The following is a 19,073-nucleotide window of genomic DNA, read 5'->3' as shown; positions in this document are numbered from 1 at the left end:
GCGGTCAGGTGGGAGTCGTCGCCCAGGCGTGCACGAGACCGCGGGCGATGGAGATCGAGCCCGGCAGACGCAGGCGTGGGCCGGCACCGGGGTCGGTCTCGCCGCGCAGCCATTCGTCGCCGCTCTCGAGGGCGGCGAGCACCTCGTCGCGCGGGAACCAGTGCGCCTCGGTGATCTCGCCGTCGAGGAAGTCGAGCGGTTGATCGCGATCGGCGCGCGCCGCGAACCCCATCATCAGCGACCGCGGGAACGGCCACGGCTGGCTGCCCAGGTACCGCGGCTCGAACACGTCGAGACCGGTCTCCTCGTGCAGTTCACGCACCACGCACTGCTCCAGCGACTCCCCCGGTTCGACGAACCCGGCGAACGTCGAGAACCAGCGGTCGGGCCACCCGGACTGTCGACCGAGCAGGACGTGGTCGGCCCCGTCGTGCACGACGGTGATGATCGCTGCGTCGGTACGCGGGAACTCCTCGCGTCCGGTGGTCGTGCTCTTGCGCGTCCACCCCGCCCGCGCCGGCACGGTCGGGCTGCCGTCGACGGGTGAGAAGCGTGCCGACGCATGCCAGTTCAGGATCCCGAGCGCGGTGACCAACAGTCCGGCCTCGTCCGGCTCCAGGCGCCCGAGGCTCCCCCGGGGATCCGCGGTCTTGCCCTCGACCGACTCGACGCGCATCGCCCACAGGTCGACGCCGTCGCGCACGCCGATGAGCACGGCGTCCTGCGGGATCGTGTCGCCGATCGTCGCCGACGACTCCCATCGCAGCCCGTCGGACCCGATACCGGAACGGCCCTCGGCGTCGACGAGGAGCACCCTTGCCGACGGCCAGCCCGCGGCCAGACGGTCGGCGTCACCGCGGAGCTCGTCGGCCCGGTCGATGGTGGACCGCGACAGCAACGGCGGTTCGGAGAACTCGAAGATGGCCACCTGCCGAGCCTAACGATCGCCGATCAGGCGGCGGAGCGGCCTCCGGGTGACGGTCGTGTCGAGGACCGCCTCGGGGTGTACTCGTCGACGTAGGGCCATCCCGCGGCGTCGGCGATCCGACGCATCACCAGGTCGGTCGCCGTCCGGGCGTCCGACGGCGACATCGACGTCGTGTCGACCGGCTCGCACACACGGACCGTCACCCGGCGGCGCGACCAGACCCGTCGTCCGTCCGCGGTCCCGATCAGTGCGATCGGCACGACGGGCGCGCCGGTCTCGATGGCCACCCGCATCGCACCCGTGCGACCCCGGTGCACACGACGTCCCGTCACCCGGGAGCCCTCCGGGTGCACGGCCCACGCCCGCCCCGACCGCACGACACCGATCGCCGTCGACAGCGCCGACGCGGCCGCGTCACCGCCGTCCCGGTCCACCGGGATCTGGCCCACCGAGCTGAAGAACGCCTGCTTGAGTCGACCGCGCAGGCCGGTCTCGGTGAAATACTCGGCCTTGGCGAGGAACACGACGGTGCGACGGGCGGCGATCGCCACGAGGAACGAGTCGACCACGGCCTGATGGTTGGCGACGAGGACGACCGGGCCGCTGCGCGGGATGTGGTGCGCTCCGGTCACCTCGAGATGATCACGCCATCGCAGGAACGGCCCCACGACACCGACTCGCAGGAATCCTTGGACAACCGCTGTGGTGCGCGCCATGTGATCAGGTCTACCGCACTCGCGGCTCAGGCGGGACCCTTGCGGACGTAGAGAAGTCGGTCGCCCTCCTCGATGGCGTCCACCTCGCTGTCGTCGACGCGGTGCAGTCGACCGGCGCGCACGACGCCGAGCACGATGTCGACGAGATGCTGCGGCGACGCCCCGTACTCGTCGCGCTCGACGTCGCGTTCGGCGATGGCGTACCCGGCGTCGGGGGTGAGCAGGTCCTCGATCACCTCGACGACCGCCGGCGTGGACGTCGCGAGACCCAGCAGGCGACCGGCGGTCTCGGACGAGACGACGACCGAGTTCGCGCCCGACTGACGGATGAGGTGGGTGTTCTCGGCCTCGCGGATGGACGCGACGATCTTCGCCCTCGGCGCGAGCTCGCGGGCGGTGAGCGTCGCGAGGACCGCCGTGTCGTCGCGGTTGGCGGCGATGACGATGGACGCCGCGTGCTGGGCGCCGGCGAGACGCAACACGTCCGAGCGCGTCGCGTCACCACGGACCGTGACCAGACCCTGCGCGGCGGCGCCGTCGAGCACGGTCTGCTGCGAGTCGACGACGACGACCTCCGACGGCTTCACGCCGTCCGCCAACATCGCACGCACCGCGGTCTTGCCCTTCGTGCCGTAGCCGACGACGACGGTGTGGTTGCGCACCTTGCTCCTCCAACGCTGGATCTTCAGGGCCTGTCGGGACCGCTCGGTGAGCACCTCGAGGGTCGTACCGACCAACACGATCAGGAACATCACGCGCAGCGGCGTGATGACGAGGACGTTGATCAGTCGCGCCTCGGGGGTGAACGGGGTGATGTCGCCGTAGCCCGTCGTCGACAGGGAGACGGTCGCGTAATAGAGGCAGTCGAGGAACGACAGCTCGCTGTCCTGGACATCGCGGTAACCGCCGCGATCGAGGTAGACGATGAAGACCGCCGCGAACAACGCGACGAGCGCGAACAGCACACGGCGGGAGATGGCGCGGACCGGCGACGCCTGCGTCTCGGGGATCCGGACGACACCGACCAGCGCGTGGTCGGGCATGTCGGTGAGGTCGTCGGCGCGCAACCGGCGACGTATGGGTCCAGGCATCACGGGGACTCTAGCCCGATCACACGGCCCGATCGGGCACAGTGGTCGCCATGACGACGCTTCTGGACAGACTTCCGAGCCCGGTGCTCCCCGGACGGCGCCGCGCCGCGGCGAAGCGTGATGCCCGCATCATGGGTGGCGCGCTGATCGGGATGGGTGCGCTGCACTTCGCGGTCCCCGGACCGTTCGACTCGATCGAACCGCGGGAGATCCCCGGTGACGCGCGCAGTCTCACCTATGCGTCGGGTGTCGCCGAGATCGGCATCGGCGTCGGGCTGCTCTACCCGCCCACCCGCCGGACCGCCGCCGCGGCCGCCGTGGCGCTGTTCGTCGCGGTGTTCCCCGCGAACGTCAACACCCTGCGCCTGTTCAAGGACAAGCCGCTGCTCCTGGCCGGCGCGGCAGCGCGCCTGCCGCTGCAGGTCCCGATGATCACCACGGCCCTGCGGATCCGTCGGGACTCCTGACCGCCAACAGCTGCCCGAGCCCGTCGCGGTCGGGCAGATCCGACGGCTCGACGGTGACGTTCGAACGGACGTAGTGGAACGCGGCGCGCACCCGGTCCAGCGGCGTCCCGGACAGTTCCGACCATGCGACGCGGTAGGCCGCCAGCTGCACCGCGAGTGACGCGGTGTGTGCGGCGTCGGGCACGGCGCCGGTCTTCCAGTCCACCACCACCGCCGACCCGTCGGGTTCGGTGAACACCGCGTCGATCCGGCCGCGGACGACCGTGTCGCCGATGACCGTCTCGAACGGGACCTCCACCTCCGCCGGGGTGCGAGATGCCCACGGCGAGGCCAGGAACGCCTCCCGCAGGACGGCGAGATCGGCGTCGGCGTCGTTCGATTCGTCGGCGGCGCCCGGCAACTCGTCGGTGTCGAGCAGACGGGTCGCGCCGAAGCGCCGCTCCACCCAGGCGTGGAACGCCGTGCCGCGACGGGCCGATCGGTTGGGGCGGAACGGCATCGGACGTCGCAGCCGACGCGCGAACGCCGCCTCGTCGGAGTCGAGTTCGACGAGCTGGCTCACCGACAGGTGCTGCGGGAGCGCCACCTCGAGGTCGTAGACGTTCTCGGCAGCACGCTCGGCGAGCAGCGCGTCCACCTCTCGTTCCAGCGCGTCGAGCGGGTCGTCGGGGGCGGGCTCGTCGGACCCGGGCCCGGGCGCGTCGAACAGTGCCGGAGCTCCGCGACGACGCAACGCCTCACGTACGCGATCGGCACCGGCGACGATCGCGGCCCGGTGGGCACCGAGGGGATCACGCGGCCATTCGACGGCGATCGAGCTCTCCGCCAACGGGTTCGACGCCCCGTCACCCGGATCGTCGGCCCATGCCACGATGCGCATACCGGGATCGTCGGCGTCCGCAACGATCTCGGCGATCTCGGTGAGGAACTGCGAGGGCCCCTTGGGCTTGTCGTGCTTGGCGGTCCAGTGGTGTCCGGAGACGAGCAGACGTCTCTGGGTGCGGGTGAGTGCGACGTACAGCAGTCGCCGGTCCTCCTCCAGCTTCCGGTCACGCAGCGCCTGCTTGTGGTCGTCGATGCGGTCGGTGAGGTCCTTGCGGTCGTCGACGTCGGCGAGCTGCAGTGGCGGGAACCCGACGCCGGAGGCGTCGGCGAGATCACCGCGGAGGTCGGCGGGGAGTTCGCGGGCGCTGCCCAGCCAGGTGCCGTCCGCCTTGCTGCCGGGGAAGATGTCGGTGCAGACGTGCGGCAGCACGATCACCTCCCACTCCAACCCCTTCGCCGCGTGCATCGTGAGGATCTGCACACGGTCGTCGGCGATCTCCACCGCACCCATCTCGAGACCCTTCTCGACGGTGGCGGCCGAGTCGAGGAAGGCGAGCAGCCCGGACAACGTCGCCGAGGGTCGTTCGGCGTAGGTGGCGACGTGGTCGGCGAAGGCGTCGAGGTGTTCTCGCCCGGTGATCACGCCGCGCATCCGACGGGCGCGGACCTGGGTCTCGACGGCCACGCCGAGCGTGGACTCCACGTCCGCGACGAGGTCCGGCAACGACTGGCCGATGCGGCGACGCAGGCCCTCCAGCATGTGGCCGATCTCGACGATCCGGCGGTGTCCGGCCGGGCTGTACCGCGACGGATCCCCGGGGTCGGCGATGGCGTCGCCGAGACCGGCCTCGTCGACGGTGTCGGTCGGGAGCACCGCCTCCAGGGCGTCGTCCAGGGCGGCGCTCGAGTCGACCGTTCCGCCGGCCCCGGGTCCACCCGTCACCGCCAGCTCCCGGGCGCGCCGCCACAGGGCTGCGAGATCGGCTGCGCCGAGCCGGAACCGGGCCCCGGTGAGCAGACGCATGGCCGCGGTGCCCGCCATCGGGTCGGCCATGAGGCGCAGCGTGGCCACGATGTCCTGGACCTCGGGGACGAACAGCAGTCCCCCGATCCCGACCACCTCGACGGGGATCCCCCGGGCCTCCAGCTCTCCGGCCAGCGGCGCGGAATCCTCGTTGCGGCGCACCAGGACCGCGGTGGTGGGCGGTGGCGTACCGGCGCGTTCGGCGGCGGCGTACTCGGCCTCGACCTCGTCGGCGATCCACCTGCGCTCGTCGAGGACGGTCTCGTGCAGGGCGACGTCGACCGTCCCCTCCGGCGCATCGTCGCGGGATCGCAGCACGCTGACCGGGATCCCGGCGGCGCGCAGGTCCTCGGACACCTGATTGGCCAGGCGCAGGGCGGTTCTCGGGTTGCGCCAGCTGGTGAGCAGTTCACGACGGGGCGCGGGTTCCCCCGACGACGTCGGGAAGTCGGTCGCGAACCGCGGCAGGTTGGCGGCCGAGGCACCGCGCCACCCGTAGATCGACTGGATCGGGTCACCCACGGCGGTCACCGCGACGGCACCCCGCCCCGGCGGCGCGGGACCACCGAACAACCGCGACAGCAGGATCCGCTGCGAGTGCCCGGTGTCCTGGTACTCGTCGAGCAGGACCGCGCGGACGGTGGACCGCTCCGCGGCCGCGACCTCCGGGTGGTCGCGGACGAGTCGGGCGGCCAGCGACATCTGACTGCCGAAGTCGAGGACGTTCTGCGCGCGCATCGTGTCGGCCAGACGCTGCACCAGTGGCACGAGGCGGTGGCGTTCGAGAACGACCTCCTGCATCGCCCGCAGGGCCTGGGCGGGCTCGGCGCGTTGCCGCGGTCCGGGCGGGAGGGTGTCGATCAGCCGGTGCAGATCCAGCCCGCTGTGCGCGATGTCCTGCAGGTCCACGAGATGTTCGGCCGCGTCGGAGTACAACGACAGCACCGACTCGGTGACACCCTGCGGCGTCTTCGAGGTGGCGAGATCGTCGGTCCACCCGGACACCACCTCGAACGCGACCTGCCACAGTTCCGTCTCCGACAGCAACGTCGACGCGGGCTCCACGGGGAGCAGCAGACCGTGGTCGGCGATGAGTCGCCCCGCGTAGGCGTGGTACGTGCTGACCTCGGGGTCGGCCGCGCGCAGCACCGCACGCGTCGAGCCGTCGGGGTCCCAGTTGAGCATCGCCGGCGATCCGGCGAGCATCGCCAGGCGCCGTCGGATACGGGCTGCGAGCTCGGCGGCCGCCTTGCGGGTGAACGTGAGCCCGGTGATCTCGTCCGGCGAGACCATGCGGTTGGCGACGAGCCACACCACGCGGGCCGCCATCGTCTCCGTCTTGCCCGCCCCTGCCCCGGCCACCACGAGTAGCGGTTCCATCGGCGCCTCGATGACCTCGACCTGTTCGTCGGTCGGGGCGGGCAGTCCGAGTGCGGCGGACAGGACGCGGGCGGAGATCAGGGCCCGGTCGGTCATCACCTCAGTCATCGGTCACCGCCTTGCCCGCCAGGGACGCCGGGCACGACGCCGTCACCGGGCACCGCGAACACCCGGCGTTGACGGTGGCGACGAACCGCGGTCCGGCGCTGCGCCGGGCGGCGTCCCGCACGATCTGGGTCCACTCGGCGATGTGCTCGGCCGTCAGCGCGGGCTGGACGCGTTCGGCGGCACCGGTCGTCTTGTTGGAGTTGTTCACGTAGACGAGGCGTCCGCCACCGGGTTCGGTGCCGGCCAGTCCGGCGACACCGCCGAGGTGCACCGCCAGCTGATACGTCGCGAGTTGCGGGTGCACCGCGGCGTCGTCCTTGGTCACCGCCGTCTTGCCGGTCTTCACGTCGACCACCACCGGACGTCCCTGCGCATCCCGCTCGAGACGGTCGATGCGGCCCCGGATGCGGACACCGGCGGTCGCCGTCGGATCGGTCGGGTCGGCGTCGTCGGCATCCTCGGAGGGGAGGGTGACGTCCACGTCGACCTCGACGCCGATCTCCTCGAGATCGCCGCGGGACCGCTCGAGCCAGCGACCGAAGTGGTCGAGCATGGCCTCCACCCGGGTGAGCTCGTGCGACGAGTACCACTGGGCGCCGACGTCGACCTGGTCCCAGATGCGCCGCAGCGCTGCGGTCACCTCGTCCGGGGGCATCTGTCCCGCGAGCGCCTGCACCAGGGTGTGCACGACGGTCCCCGACACAGCCGGGGCGGAGTCGCCGTCGCGGCCACCCGTCCGCTCGAACATCCATCGCAGGGCGCACCGCTGGATCGCCTCGACGCTGGACGGTGACACCGTGATCGGCCCGCGAGCGGGGTCCCACAGCGGACTGTCGGTGCTCGGTCCGGCAAGCCCGAACCACTCGTCGGGGTGGGCGCCGGGAACCCCGGCGTCGGCCAGACGTGCCAGCATCTCGGCGACCCGGGGGTCGGGATCGGGCTCGACGACCTGGGCACGCAGCGCCGCGACGATCGACGGCAGCGACAACGTGCGGCGCACGGCGGGTGCGACCTCGAGCAGCCCGTCCGCGGACACGACCGGTGCCGCGTCATCACGGTCGGCGGTGTCGTCGCGGTCGCCGGCGAGCTGCGCCGCCACCTCCACGATGAAGCGGGACGGTGCGGCGTCGCCGCCGCCGTCGTCGACGGCCGTCACCATCAGGCGGCGCCGTGCGCGCGAACACGCCACCAGGAACAGCCGACGCTCGTCGGCGAGGGCCGTCGCGGTCCGCGACACCGTGTCCAGGCCCTCGACCGCGACCCCGTCGAGGAGGTCGACGAGAGCGGGCGTCCCGAGGATGCCGCCGCGGCTGCGCAACGACGGCCAGAGTCCGTCCTGCACGCCCGCGATCGCGATGACGTCCCACTCGCGCCCGGCCGCGGCGTGCGCCGAGACGATGGTCACCGCCTCCGGGTCACCCACCCGACGCGACACCTCGCCCGCGATCCGCAGCGTGCAGACGTGGTCGACGAAAGCGCCGATCCCGGCGGCGGGCAGGTTGTCGGTGAAACCGGCGGCGACGTCGAACAGCGCGACGACGGCGTCGAGGTCGCGGTCGGCCTGGTCGGCCGCGGGGCCACCGCGCAGGGCTGTCGCCGACCAGCGTCTCGCGAGACCGGTCTTCTCCCAGGCGGTCCACAGCACGTCCTCGACGCCGCCGCCGCGGGCCTGCTCGAGGCGGGCAGCGGCCACCACGTCGCGCACCCGCGTCAACGGTGCGCGCTCGGCGGCGGTGAGTGCGGCGACACGCTCCTCGGCGTCGGCGTCCGTCACATCCGCCCCGGCCCCCGCGATGACGGCGACGATCACCGCGACGGAGTCGCGCTCGGAGCGGGGCCCGTCGTCCGCGGTGGTGTCGCCGGTGCGTCGCAGTCCCCGTCGCAGCCGGCGCAGTGCTGTCGGATCAGCGCCTCCGACAGGACCGGCCAGCAGAGCGAGTGCCTCGTCGCCGTCGATGTCACCGTCGACGGCACGCAGCACCGAGAGCAGGGCGGCCACCGCACGCTGGCGGTGCAGGGGCAGTTCGGACGCGGGCGTCACCACCGGGACACCCGCGGTGCGCAGGGCCCGGCGCAACGGGGCGACCGATCGCGCCACCGACCGCGTCACGATCGCCATCCGCGACCACGGCACGCCCTCGAACAGATGCGCGCGGCGCAGGGCGTCCGCGATGGCCGTGGCCTCCTTCGCCGACGACGCGTAGGCCTCGACCCGCACCGCCGGGCCGGCGCCGAGGTGGGTCCCCGCGGTGTCGGCCGATCCGGCGACCGGACTCCGCGGCGCGCGTGCAGGACCCGGGAGGCGGGCCGCGATCGCGTCGACGACAGCCGAGATCTCGGGCACGGCACGGTGATCGACGTCGAGGACGACGTCGTGCCCGGACCCGGGTTCGACGAGCTCGTCGAGGAACCGCGGGTCGGCACCGCGGAACGCGAAGACGTTCTGGTCGCGGTCGCCGGCGACGACGGTCTCGGCGGCGCCGGTCCCGATCAGCCGCACCAGGTGCGCGGCCTGCGGGTCGAGGTGGTGGGCGTCGTCGACGAGGAGGTGGCGCACACGGGCACGCTCCCCGGCGAGCAGGACCTCGTCGGTGGCGAGCGCGGTGAGGGCGGAACCGATCAACTCGGCGGCGTCGACAGCCGGTGAGGTGGCCTGCGGCGACACCGATCCGACGGCTCCACGGAGCAGGCTGGTCTGCTCGTACTGGCGATAGGCGATGCCCGCGGCGACCCATTCGTCGCGGCCGTGGGCCCGTCCCAGCGCGATGAGCCGCTCGGGACCGACGCCCCGTTCGGCTGCTCGCATGATCAGGTCGCGCAGGGCCTGGGCGAAGCCGTCGGTGTGGAGTGCCGGTCGCAACCGCTCCGGCCAGTCGGGCGCGCCGTCGGCGAGGTCACCGGCGAGCAGTTCCCGCAGCACCGCGTCCTGCTCGGACCCCGTGATCAGACGCGGCGGCGGGTTGCCGACGGTGGATGCCTGCAGGCGCAGCAGCGCGAACGCGTACGAGTGGACGGTGCGGACGAGTGGCTCGCGCGTCGACCGATGGGCGGCATCGCGGTCGGGGTGGGCGAGCACCCGGCGGGTGATGTCCTCCCGCAGCCGGGCCGCGGCACGACGATCGGACGCGAGGACGAGGACGGACTCGGGATCGGCGCCGGCGGCGGTCAGGCGGGACACCGCGACGTCGACGACGAGCGCGGTCTTGCCCGTACCGGGACCGCCGGTGACGCGGGTCGGCTGCCACGCGCGGCCGCCGCCGGGCAGGGGTCCGGCGACGAGCTCCGCGGCACGGTCGGTCCAGGTGCGGGCGGGGATCTCGGCGACGGCTCCGGCGACGAGCGACGCGGGGACCTCGGCGGCACGGCGTGGGCGGTCGCGGACACGGTCGGTCGAGCCGTCGCGCATCGTCTGCCTCCCTCCCGTGGGCATCGTGGGCGTCCCTGGCGGCGACCGCCGCGGGACTCGCCCATCAGATCACCGGCCCATCAGATCACCGGCCCCGATTCGATCACCCGGCACCGACAGCCGCCACCGCCGGTGCGACGAAGCGCTCCACGCAGCGTCGCTCGTCGTCGGGGGTCGGCTCGGGCATGACGATGAGCGCGATGATCGACCGCGTCACCCATCGGGCGGTCGCAGCCGCGTCGGGGGCATCACCGCCCATCACGGCCCGGACCGCGTCGGCGATCGCCGGGTGGGAGACCGCGAGGCGGGCGGGCAGACCGGCGTCCGTGGCGAACCAGGGGCCGAGCGCGGGGTCCGCGCGGATCGCGGCGAGCGCGGCGGTGACGGCCGCAGCCGCGCGGTCGCGGGGATCGTCGACGCGATCGGTGTCCTGGACGATCCGGACGAGGATGCGTTCGGTGGTGGCCCGGATGTAGCCCGTGAGGACGTCGGACCGCGTCGGGAAGTAGCGGTAGAGCGTGGCGCGTGAGCAGCCTGCGGCGGCGGCGATGTCGGCCATCGTCACGGCGTCGACGCCGCGCCGGGCGAACAGCTCCGCGGCGACGTCGAGGAGTCGTCGTTCGGCGACGCGGGTGCGGTCCTCGGCGATCCAGTCGGTCATCGCGGTGTCCCGCCGACGCGGACCGGTACCGACGTGGGTCGGCGCACGTAGTTGCCCGCGGCCCAGGTGATCGCCGCGCTGTCGACGGTGAACTCGGGTGCGGCTGCCAGCAGTTCCTCGAGGGCGACGCGGCCCTGCATCCGGGCGGCGGCCGCACCGAGGCAGTGGTGGTCGCCCCGACTGAACGTCATGATCTGACGGGGGTGCCGGTGGACGTCGAGGCGCTCGGCGTCCTCACCCCACCACCGCTCGTCCCGGTTCGCGGAGGCGTACAGCAGCAACACCTTTCGTCCCGCGGGGATGGTGACACCGTGGAGGGTGACGTCGACGGCGGCCGTGCGCGCGAGCCCCTGGACGGGGGAGGTGAGGCGGAGCAGTTCCTCGACCGCCGCCGGGATCAGCGCGGGGTCGTCGACGAGCTGCCGTCGCTGGTCGGGGTGCGCGGCCAGCAGGTCGACGGCACCCCCGAGAAGACCTGTCGTGGTGTCGTTCCCGCCGGCCACCATCGTGAACGTGAACGCCAGTACAGAGAGCAGCCCGGTGGGGTCGTCGCCGACGCCGGCGGCCACGAGGTGCGACACGGTGTCGTCGCCGGGTTCGGCCCGTCGTCGTTCGATCAGCTCGGTGAAGTAGCCGAGCATCTCCCCCACCGCCGCACCGGCGGACTGCATCGCCCCACCGAGGTCACCACTCGGATCGGCGCCCACGATCGCCGCGGTCCACGCGTCGAACCGGTCGCGATCGGCGTCGGGGACACCGAGGTAGTGGGCGACCACCATCGAGGGCAGGGGTTTGGCGAGACGGTCGACGAGGTCGAACTCGTCGCCGGGAGCGATGTCGCGCAGTCGATCCCGGACGAACTGTCGTACGCGCGGCTCGACGTCGCGGACCTGCGTCGGGGTGAACCCCCGCGCGACCAGCAAGCGGAAGCGGGTGTGGGCCGGCGGGTCGAGCATCACCATCGGCGGGTTGTCGGCCATGCCGATGGAGTCGAGCTCGCCGTAGGTCACGGTGAGCCCGCCGCCCGAGACGAAGCGGTCGGTGTCGACGGCCGCCGCCATCACGTCGTCGTGGCGGCTGAGCACGAACCAGTCGGCGTCGGGCGCGTCGTCGGGGACGACGTGGTGGACCGGGTCCTCGTCGCGCAGCCACCGGTAGTCGGAGAACGGGTCGGCCCACGTCTCGCCGGAGCGCAGGGCGAACCGGCGGTGAGACATGTCGGTGCTCATGTCTCATGATCGATACAGACGGCCCTCACTGTCAACGGGTGGCGGTGCGCGGAACCCGTGGGCGCCCGGCATGATCAGGACCCATGACGGCGATGGCGGTGACCACGTTCGGACCGGCGGACGGCGAGACGGTGCTGGTGGTGCACGGAGTGACCGGGCACGGTCGTCGCTGGCGACCGCTCGCCGAGGACCACCTCGCCGACCTGCGCATCGTCGCCCCCGACCTCCTGGGGCACGGCCACTCGTCGTGGGAGGCGCCGTGGACCATCGAACGCCAGGTGGCCGGCCTGCTCGAGGTCCTCGACCGCGATGTCGACGGTCCCGTCGTGGTCGTCGGACACTCCTACGGTGGTGCGCTCGCGCTGCACCTGTCCGCGACCGCTCCCGACCGTGTGCGCGGGCTGGTGTTGCTCGACCCCGCGGTGGACCTCGACGGCGACCGGATGGCCGACGCCGCGGCGTCGACCCTCGACTCCTGGTACGTCCGCGACGAGCAGGACGCGTGGGACCGCAAGCGCGCCGAGTCGTGGTGGGAGGTCGACGACGCGGTGCTGACCGAGGAGATCGAGACCCATCTCCTGCCCACCGCGGACGGCCGGATGACGTGGCGGCTGCATCCCGGCGCGATCATGACCACGTGGAGTGAACTGGCGCGACCGTTCGCGCTCCCGCCGGCGGGGACGGAGACGGCGATGATCGTCGCCGACAAGGTGCAGCCGCCCTACGCGTCGGCAGGTTTCGTCGCCGCTCTCACCGACCGGCTCGGCGACAGCCTCACGATCCACCACGAGGACTGCGATCACATGGTGCCGCTGTCCCGACCGGAGCTCACCGCCGCGACGATCCGGGACGTCCTCGCCCGCACGGCCTGACATCGACACGCCTGTTGTGGCGGGGCGGGACTCAGCGGGCGGTGAGTGCCGCCGCGTGGGTGCGGAAGCGGGCCGCGACGAGGTCGGCGAGAGCATCGTCGGCACCGAGGGGTTCGGTCACCGCGTCGGCACCCGCCCCCGACAGCCTCGTGTGGAACAGACCGGGCGCCAACAGGTACGCCGCGACGACCACACGCCGCGCGCCACCCGCCCGTGCAACGCTCACCGCGTCGGCGACGGTCGGCGTCGCGGTGGCGGCGTACCCGACGTCGACGGGTGCACCGATCCGCTCGGCGAGATGTGCCGCGGCCGTGGCGACGTCGGCGAGGGCGTCGGGATCCGACGATCCCGCGGCGGCGAGCACGACGTGGTCGCCGCTGCGCCACCCCGCGGAGCGCAGGCGCGACATCATCACGTCCGCGAGTGCGGGATCGGGTCCGAGCGCGGCGGTGACGCGGACGTCGTCGCGTCCGCTGAGCCGGACGTGCTCGGGCAGGTCGACCCGGACGTGGTAGCCGGACGCGAGGAACGCGGGCATGAGCACGGCGGGGCCGTCGATCTCCGACAGCACCTCCGACGGCGTGGGTCCCAGGACGTCCACGAACGCCACCCGCACCGGGCCGATGCGGTCCGCCACGAGCTCCGCGAGACGAGCGACGGTCGCGACGCCCACCGGGGACCGGGTGCCGTGCGCGACGAGCACGAGGGTCGGGTCGCTCACTCGTCCTCCCATTCGAGGTCGACGGCGAGGCGATAGCCGCGTTTGACGACCGTCTGGATCATCGTGGGATCGCCCAGCGCGGACCGCAACCGGGCCATCGCCGTCTCGACGGCGTGGGTGTCCCCGCCACCGCCGGGCAGCGCGGCCAGCAGGGTGCGACGATCGACGACACGACCGGGGACACGGGTCAACGCCCGCAGCAGCGCCTGCCCCGCGGCGGTGAGCGGCCGGACCGAACCGTCCACGGTCACACCGCGTGCCAACACGGTCATGTCGTGTCCGGCCACGCGCAGCACCTGTGTGCGGCGCGGGAGCTCGTCGGCGATGGTCCGCGCCAGTGCACCGAGGCGGAACCGTGCGGGCTGGATCGTCGGCACCTGGAGGGCGTGCAGGGGTGCCGCGGTCACCGCACCGACGCACAGCGCGGGGACGACGGTCCGCAGAGCGTGCAGGAAGTCCTCGAGCACACCGAGATCCCGTGCGCGGCCGAGGAAGGACGCGACCGCCGGGGCACTCGTGAATGTGATGCCGTCGATGTCGTGGGCGATCGTGGCCCGGATCATGGCGTCCATCGCCGTCGTGTCACTCGGCGGCGTCCAGCGGTAGACCGGCACCGGGACGACCGTGGCCCCGGCATCCCGCAGGACGGCGGACAGGTCCGGCAGCGGTTCCCACTCGGTCGTCGCGCCGTGCAGCTGCACCGCGATGCGCAACCCGTCGACGCCGTCGGCCAACAGGTGCTCGATGACCTCGCTCGACGACTCGTTCGGTGGCGACCACGCCTCCCGCAGTCCGGCGGCGCGGATGGCGCCCTTGGCCTTCGGTCCCCGGGCGACCACCGTCGACCGGTGCAACGCCTCGCACAGCGACTCGGCGACCCCCCATCCGTCGGCGGCCTCCATCCAGCCGCGGAAGCCGATGCCGGTGGTCGCGATGACGATGTCCGGCGGTGCGTCGGTGATCTGGGTCGTGACGCGTTCGAGCTCGGCGTCGTCGGCGAGCGGGATGATGCGGATCGCGGGTGCGTGCATCACCTCGGCACCACGGCGCGTCAGCAGAGCCTCGAACTCGTCTGCGCGTCGCGCTGCGGTGATGCCGATGGTGAACCCGGCCAACGGGGGTGCGGCGGCGGGGAGAACGTCGACGGTCTCCTCCGACGGGGCGGGGTTCATCACGCGCCGATGTCGACCCGGTTGTCGACCACTCGCGTGGCGAACGTCCCGAGCCCGACCGAGTCGTCGTCGAGACAGAGTCCGGTCCGCAGCGAGAAGACCTGCTTGAGCAGCGGCGAGGCGACGGTCGGTTCGCCGTCGCGGTCACCGACGAGTCCCCGCGACATGACCGCGGCGCGACCGAACGGATCGATGTTGCCCACGGCGAACACCTCGCCCGACGGGACGAGGAAAACCGCGGCCTGGGTCCCGTCCGGCAGGATCGCGGCGACACCCCGACCCGGGACGAGCGTGTCCAGTGGACACACCGGCACCCAGGTGGCGTCGGTCCCCCGCAGGTCGTCGACGGCGTGGTCGTGGTGCGTGAGCGTCATGGTCGACCTCCTCGATGTGATGGGCCCAGTGTGTCGACGCCATGTGTCGGCGACGTTTCGACGGTGTCGGCGTGCTGTGAACCCACAGCTCAGCCCGCGTGTCGCGGGGCGCCCGGCATCGCCGGCGACCCCAACAGCACCGGCACGCGACGGCCGTCGGACTCGGTGAACCCGACCGTCGGGTCGGGCTCGTCGGGAGCGTTGACGAACGACACGAACCGGGACAGCTTCTCCGGGTCGTCGAGGACTGCGGCCCATTCGTCGCGGTAGCCCTCCACATGACGCTCCATCGCGGCCTCGAGGTGGTCGGCGATGCCGAGCGAGTCGTCGCACACCACCGCACGCAGGTGGTCGAGACCGCCGTCGAGCGACTCCAGCCACGGTGCCGTGCGCTGCAGGCGATCCGCCGTCCGGATGTAGAACATCAGGTACCGGTCGATGTAGGCGATGAGCGTGTCGTCGTCGAGGTTCGACGCGAGCAGCTGCGCGTGCGCCGGACGCTGTCCGCCGTTGCCGGCGACGTAGAGGTTCCATCCCGACTCGGTCGCGATCACCCCGACGTCCTTGCCGCGGGCCTCCGCGCACTCCCGAGCGCATCCGGACACCCCGAACTTGATCTTGTGCGGGGAGCGCAGTCCGCGGTAGCGCTTCTCCAGGTGCACGGCCATCGCGACGGAATCCTGCACGCCGTATCGGCACCAACTCGACCCGACGCAGCTCTTCACCGTGCGCAGGCTCTTGCCGTAGGCCTGGCCCGACTCCATCCCGGCGTCGACGAGCCGACGCCAGATCTGCGGCAGCTGGTCGACGCGGGCACCGAACATGTCGATCCGTTGGCCGCCGGTGATCTTCGTGTACAGCCCGAAATCGCGGGCGATCTCCCCGATCACGATCAGCTGTTCGGGGGTCACCTCACCGCCGGGCATACGCGGCACCACCGAGTAGGACCCGTTCTTCTGCAAATTCGCCAGGAAGTGGTCGTTGGTGTCCTGCAGCGCGGCCTGTTCGCCGTCGAGGATGTGGTCCGACGACGTCGACGCCAGGATCGACGCGACCGTCGGCTTGCACACCTCGCATCCCGCGCCGGTCCCGAACCGTGCGATGAGTTCGGAGAACGTGCGGACACCCGTCGAGGCCACGATCTCGAACAGCTCGGCGCGCGACTGGGCGAAATGCGCGCACAACGACTTCGACAGCTCCACACCGGAATCGGCGAGCAGCGTGGTGATGCTGGGCACGCATCCACCGCACGTCGTGCCCGCGCCGGTGCAGCCCTTGATCGACGCGATGTCACACGACCCGTCGGCGATGGCCGCGCAGATCGCCCCCTTGGTGACCGCGTTGCACGAACAGATCTCCGCGTCGTCGGGCAGTGCCCCGACGCCGATGCCACCGCCCGACGACGCGGGCGTGATCAGGGCGGCCGGGTCGCCCGGGATGGCCCGTCCGACCATCGGTTTCAGCGTGGCGTACGCGTCGGCGTCGCCGACGAGGATGCCGCCGAGCAGCGTGGTCGCGTCGTCGGAGACGACCACCTTGGCGTAGGTGCCGGCAACCGGGTCGCTGTGCACGATCTCCAGCGCACCCTCGGCGGCGCCCATCGCGTCGCCGAAGCTCGCGACGTCCACGCCGAGCAGCTTGAGTTTCGTCGACATGTCCGCGCCGGCGAACGCGCGGTCACCACCGAGCAGGCGGTCGGCGACCACCTCCGCGGTCGAGTACCCGGGGGCCACGAGCCCGTAGCAGCGGCCGTCCACGGCAGCGACCTCGCCGATCGCGTAGATGTCGGGATCGGCCGTGCGACAGGCGGAGTCGACCAGGACGCCGCCGCGGTCGCCGACGTCGAGTCCCGCTCCACGGGCGAGGTCGTCGCGCGGTCGGACACCGGCCGCGAAGACGAGCAGTTCCGCGTCGATCTCGGTGTCGTCCGACAGACCGACGGTGATGCCGCCGTCGTGGCGGGCCTGCACCGCGGTGGTCGAGACGCCCGTGTGGACGGTGACCCCCAGCTCCCCGACGAGCTTGGCCAGCAGTGCGCCGCCGCCGTCGTCGACCTGCAGCGGCATCAACCGCGGCGCGAACTCGACCACGTGCGCGGTCATGCCCAACGACCTCAGCGCGTTCGCCGCCTCGAGGCCGAGCAGCCCACCGCCGACGACGACGCCCACCGAGCCGGGCTCCGAGGAGTCCGCCGCCGCGCGGATGTCGTCGAGGTCGTCGAGGGTCCGGTACACGAAGCAGCGAGGGTGCTCCTTGCCGGTGACCGGTGGGACGAAGGCGTAGGAACCGGTCGCGAGGACCAGTGCGTCGTAAGGGATCTCGGTGCCGTCGGACGCGACCACCCTGCGCCCGTCGCGGTCGATCGCCTCGGCCCGCACGCCCAGGCGCACCTCCACGTGGTCGTCCCCGGCGTAGTCGTTGCCGGCGAGCGCGAGCGCGGTGCGGTCCCACGAGGAGACATACGACGACAGACCCACCCGGTCGTAGGCGGGGTCGGACTCCTCACCGAGCACCACCACGCGCCACTGGTCGGTGATGTCGGCGCGGCGCAGGTCGGTCACGAACCGGTGGCCGACCATCCCGTGCCCGACGACGACGACGGTCTTGTCGGTCACGCGACACCCACCGTCGACGGCGCGGCCTTCTCGTCGGCGAGCGCGACGGCCGCCTTCTCACCGCGGGCGTAGAACCACCACGTGATGGCACCGGCGACGACGTAGAACGCGAGGAAGACCCAGAAGGCGGTGGTCGCCGACTTGCTGGACTTGTAGCTGGCGCGCAGCACCAGGTTGATCGCGACACCACCCAGGCCGCCGAACGCCCCCGCGATCCCGATGAGCGCGCCGGACATCGACCGGGACCACGTGATCTTTCCCAGCGCGTTGAGGCCACGGTTGGCCTGGGCCTTCGCCTCGAACACGGCCGGGATGATCTTGTAGACCGACCCGTTGGCGACACCCGAGATCAGGAACAGCAGGATGAAGCCGACGACGAAGGCCCACAGGACACCACCGGTCACGCGGTGACCGTTCGCGTCGGACGTCATGCCGGCGACGACGAGGATCGCCGACGAGGCCACCATCGCGGCGAAACACCACATGGTGACGCGACCGCCTCCGACGCGGTCGGCGAGGCGACCGCCGATCGGGCGCGACAGGGACCCCAGCAGCGGGCCGATCCAGGCGATCTGCGCGGCGGCCAGGGCGGGCTTGGGGTCACCGGAGGCGGTGAAGCTGATGTTGAGCACCTGGCTGAACGCGAAGCCGAACCCGATGAACGAGCCGAAGGTGCCGACATAGAGCAGCGAGATCACCCAGGTGTCGCGGTACTTCAGGCAGTCGAGCATGGCCTTGCCCGACGAGGTCTGGTGGTCGAGGTTGTCCATGTAGATCGCGGCGCCGACCCCGGCGAGCGCGAGTGCGACGAGGTAGATGGCGCAGACGATCTCGGGGCGGTCGGAGGCGAAGGCGATCACCGCGAGTCCGACGAGCTGCACGACCGGCACACCGATGTTGCCGCCCGCGGCGTTGAGTCCCAGGGCCCATCCCTTCATCCGCTGCGGGAAGAAGGCGTTGATGTTGGTCATCGAGGAGGCGAAGTTCCCGCCGCCGAGGCCCGAGAGCGCCGCCACGGCGAGGTACCAGCCGTACCCGAAGTCGCCCGGGTTCAGCATCAGCATGAGGGTCAGTGACGTCGGGATCAGCAGCACCACCGCACTGAAGATCGCCCAGTTCCGCCCGCCGAACCGGGCCGTCGCCTGGGTGTACGGGATGCGCAGGCAGGCACCGACGAAGGTGGCGGTCGCCGCGATGACGAACTTCTGGTCCAGCGAGATGCCGTACTGCGGACCCATGAAGAGGGCGAGGACGGAGAACAGCGACCACACCGAGAACCCGACGTGCTCGCAGATCACCGACCAGATCAGGTTGCGTCGGGCGATGGCGGCGTTGCCGTTGTCCCACGCCTCCCGGTTCTCGGGGTCCCAGTCGGTGATGTGGTGCTTGCGTCGCGTGGGGGTGGTCACGGAGATCCTCTCGAAGCGCGGCGTGGTGCAGGTTGTCGGCAACGCTAGGAGCGGGGTGTTGCGGCGGGTTGTCGT

14 protein-coding genes are annotated in these 19,073 nt (G+C 72.0%); 2 read left to right on the top strand and 12 right to left on the bottom strand.

Annotation, left to right across the window (positions count from 1 at the left end):
* Positions 1-4: 4 nt before the first annotated feature.
* From nudC to LX14_RS12930, 3 genes are read right to left on the bottom strand one after another with little or no spacing between them, the layout of a single operon-like run.
* Entirely contained in the window at positions 5-928 is a 924-nt protein-coding gene (gene nudC / locus LX14_RS12940; RefSeq protein ID WP_253647584.1) for an NAD(+) diphosphatase, read from the bottom strand.
* A 23-nt stretch (positions 929-951) separates the two neighbouring features.
* Entirely contained in the window at positions 952-1,644 is a 693-nt protein-coding gene (locus tag LX14_RS12935) for a lysophospholipid acyltransferase family protein (RefSeq protein WP_253647583.1), read from the bottom strand.
* A 26-nt stretch (positions 1,645-1,670) separates the two neighbouring features.
* Positions 1,671-2,735: a potassium channel family protein gene (locus tag LX14_RS12930; RefSeq protein WP_253647582.1), complete on the bottom strand. Its 1,065-nt coding sequence runs from the start codon at positions 2,733-2,735 to the stop codon at positions 1,671-1,673.
* A gap of 50 nt (positions 2,736-2,785) precedes the next feature.
* Between LX14_RS12930 and LX14_RS12925 the strand changes: the two genes are divergently transcribed.
* A complete protein-coding gene (locus LX14_RS12925) occupies positions 2,786-3,202 on the top strand; it encodes a DoxX family protein (RefSeq protein ID WP_372505329.1) in 417 nt (138 codons plus the stop codon).
* Here LX14_RS12925 and LX14_RS12920 read toward each other — a convergent pair.
* From LX14_RS12920 to LX14_RS12905, 4 genes are all read right to left on the bottom strand, one after another.
* The gene (locus LX14_RS12920; RefSeq protein WP_253647581.1) at positions 3,168-6,539 is read right to left on the bottom strand and encodes an ATP-dependent helicase; all 3,372 of its coding nucleotides are present in this window, start codon (positions 6,537-6,539) and stop codon (positions 3,168-3,170) included. The two genes, LX14_RS12925 and LX14_RS12920, sit on opposite strands and share 35 nt — an antisense overlap.
* A complete protein-coding gene (locus LX14_RS12915; RefSeq protein WP_253647580.1) occupies positions 6,532-9,945 on the bottom strand; it encodes an ATP-dependent helicase in 3,414 nt (1,137 codons plus the stop codon). The genes LX14_RS12920 and LX14_RS12915 overlap by 8 nt, the downstream gene beginning before the upstream one ends.
* Positions 9,946-10,048: 103 nt before the next feature.
* Positions 10,049-10,606 carry a TetR/AcrR family transcriptional regulator gene (locus tag LX14_RS12910; RefSeq protein WP_253647579.1) on the bottom strand — a complete coding sequence of 186 codons (558 nt, stop codon included), beginning with the start codon at positions 10,604-10,606 and terminating at the stop codon, positions 10,049-10,051.
* Positions 10,603-11,835, bottom strand: coding sequence for a cytochrome P450 (locus LX14_RS12905; RefSeq protein ID WP_253647578.1), 1,233 nt, complete (start codon positions 11,833-11,835; stop codon positions 10,603-10,605). Before LX14_RS12905 ends, LX14_RS12910 begins: the two co-directional genes overlap by 4 nt.
* Before the next feature lie 83 nt (positions 11,836-11,918).
* Here LX14_RS12905 and LX14_RS12900 point away from each other — a divergent pair, with 83 nt between their 5' ends.
* On the top strand, positions 11,919-12,707 hold the full coding sequence (locus tag LX14_RS12900; RefSeq protein WP_253647577.1) for an alpha/beta fold hydrolase: 789 nt from the start codon (positions 11,919-11,921) through the stop codon (positions 12,705-12,707).
* A 31-nt stretch (positions 12,708-12,738) separates the two neighbouring features.
* Here the strand turns inward: LX14_RS12900 and LX14_RS12895 are convergent, their stop codons facing one another.
* From LX14_RS12895 to LX14_RS12875, 5 genes are all read right to left on the bottom strand, one after another.
* Positions 12,739-13,428, bottom strand: coding sequence for a sirohydrochlorin chelatase (locus tag LX14_RS12895; protein ID WP_253647576.1), 690 nt, complete (start codon positions 13,426-13,428; stop codon positions 12,739-12,741).
* On the bottom strand, positions 13,425-14,600 hold the full coding sequence (locus LX14_RS12890) for a uroporphyrinogen-III synthase (protein WP_253647575.1): 1,176 nt from the start codon (positions 14,598-14,600) through the stop codon (positions 13,425-13,427). Before LX14_RS12890 ends, LX14_RS12895 begins: the two co-directional genes overlap by 4 nt.
* Positions 14,600-14,974, bottom strand: a complete 375-nt coding sequence (nirD, locus tag LX14_RS12885; RefSeq protein ID WP_253647574.1) for a nitrite reductase small subunit NirD — start codon at positions 14,972-14,974, stop codon at positions 14,600-14,602. The genes LX14_RS12890 and nirD overlap by 1 nt, the downstream gene beginning before the upstream one ends.
* An 89-nt stretch (positions 14,975-15,063) precedes the next feature.
* A complete protein-coding gene (nirB, locus tag LX14_RS12880; protein ID WP_308214101.1) occupies positions 15,064-17,589 on the bottom strand; it encodes a nitrite reductase large subunit NirB in 2,526 nt (841 codons plus the stop codon).
* The gene (locus tag LX14_RS12875; protein WP_253647573.1) at positions 17,586-18,998 is read right to left on the bottom strand and encodes a nitrate/nitrite transporter; all 1,413 of its coding nucleotides are present in this window, start codon (positions 18,996-18,998) and stop codon (positions 17,586-17,588) included. Before LX14_RS12875 ends, nirB begins: the two co-directional genes overlap by 4 nt.
* Between the last annotated feature and the right edge of the window lie 75 nt (positions 18,999-19,073).

Source organism: Williamsia deligens, from assembly GCF_024171765.1.
GTDB lineage: Bacteria > Actinomycetota > Actinomycetes > Mycobacteriales > Mycobacteriaceae > Williamsia_A > Williamsia_A deligens.
The sequence above is the reverse complement of the archived record's forward strand: the minus strand, read 5'-3'. Positions and strand labels throughout refer to the sequence as shown.

Coding starts and splice junctions, on each gene's coding strand:
- LX14_RS12935 (WP_253647583.1), bottom strand. CDS start 1,644: ATGGCGCGCACCACAGCGGTTGTCCAAGGATTCCTGCGAGTCGGTGTC.
- LX14_RS12930 (WP_253647582.1), bottom strand. CDS start 2,735: ATGCCTGGACCCATACGTCGCCGGTTGCGCGCCGACGACCTCACCGAC.
- LX14_RS12925 (WP_372505329.1), top strand. CDS start 2,786: ATGACGACGCTTCTGGACAGACTTCCGAGCCCGGTGCTCCCCGGACGG.
- LX14_RS12920 (WP_253647581.1), bottom strand. CDS start 6,539: ATGACTGAGGTGATGACCGACCGGGCCCTGATCTCCGCCCGCGTCCTG.
- LX14_RS12915 (WP_253647580.1), bottom strand. CDS start 9,945: ATGCGCGACGGCTCGACCGACCGTGTCCGCGACCGCCCACGCCGTGCC.
- LX14_RS12910 (WP_253647579.1), bottom strand. CDS start 10,606: ATGACCGACTGGATCGCCGAGGACCGCACCCGCGTCGCCGAACGACGA.
- LX14_RS12905 (WP_253647578.1), bottom strand. CDS start 11,835: ATGAGCACCGACATGTCTCACCGCCGGTTCGCCCTGCGCTCCGGCGAG.
- LX14_RS12900 (WP_253647577.1), top strand. CDS start 11,919: ATGACGGCGATGGCGGTGACCACGTTCGGACCGGCGGACGGCGAGACG.
- LX14_RS12890 (WP_253647575.1), bottom strand. CDS start 14,600: ATGAACCCCGCCCCGTCGGAGGAGACCGTCGACGTTCTCCCCGCCGCC.
- nirD (WP_253647574.1), bottom strand. CDS start 14,974: ATGACGCTCACGCACCACGACCACGCCGTCGACGACCTGCGGGGGACC.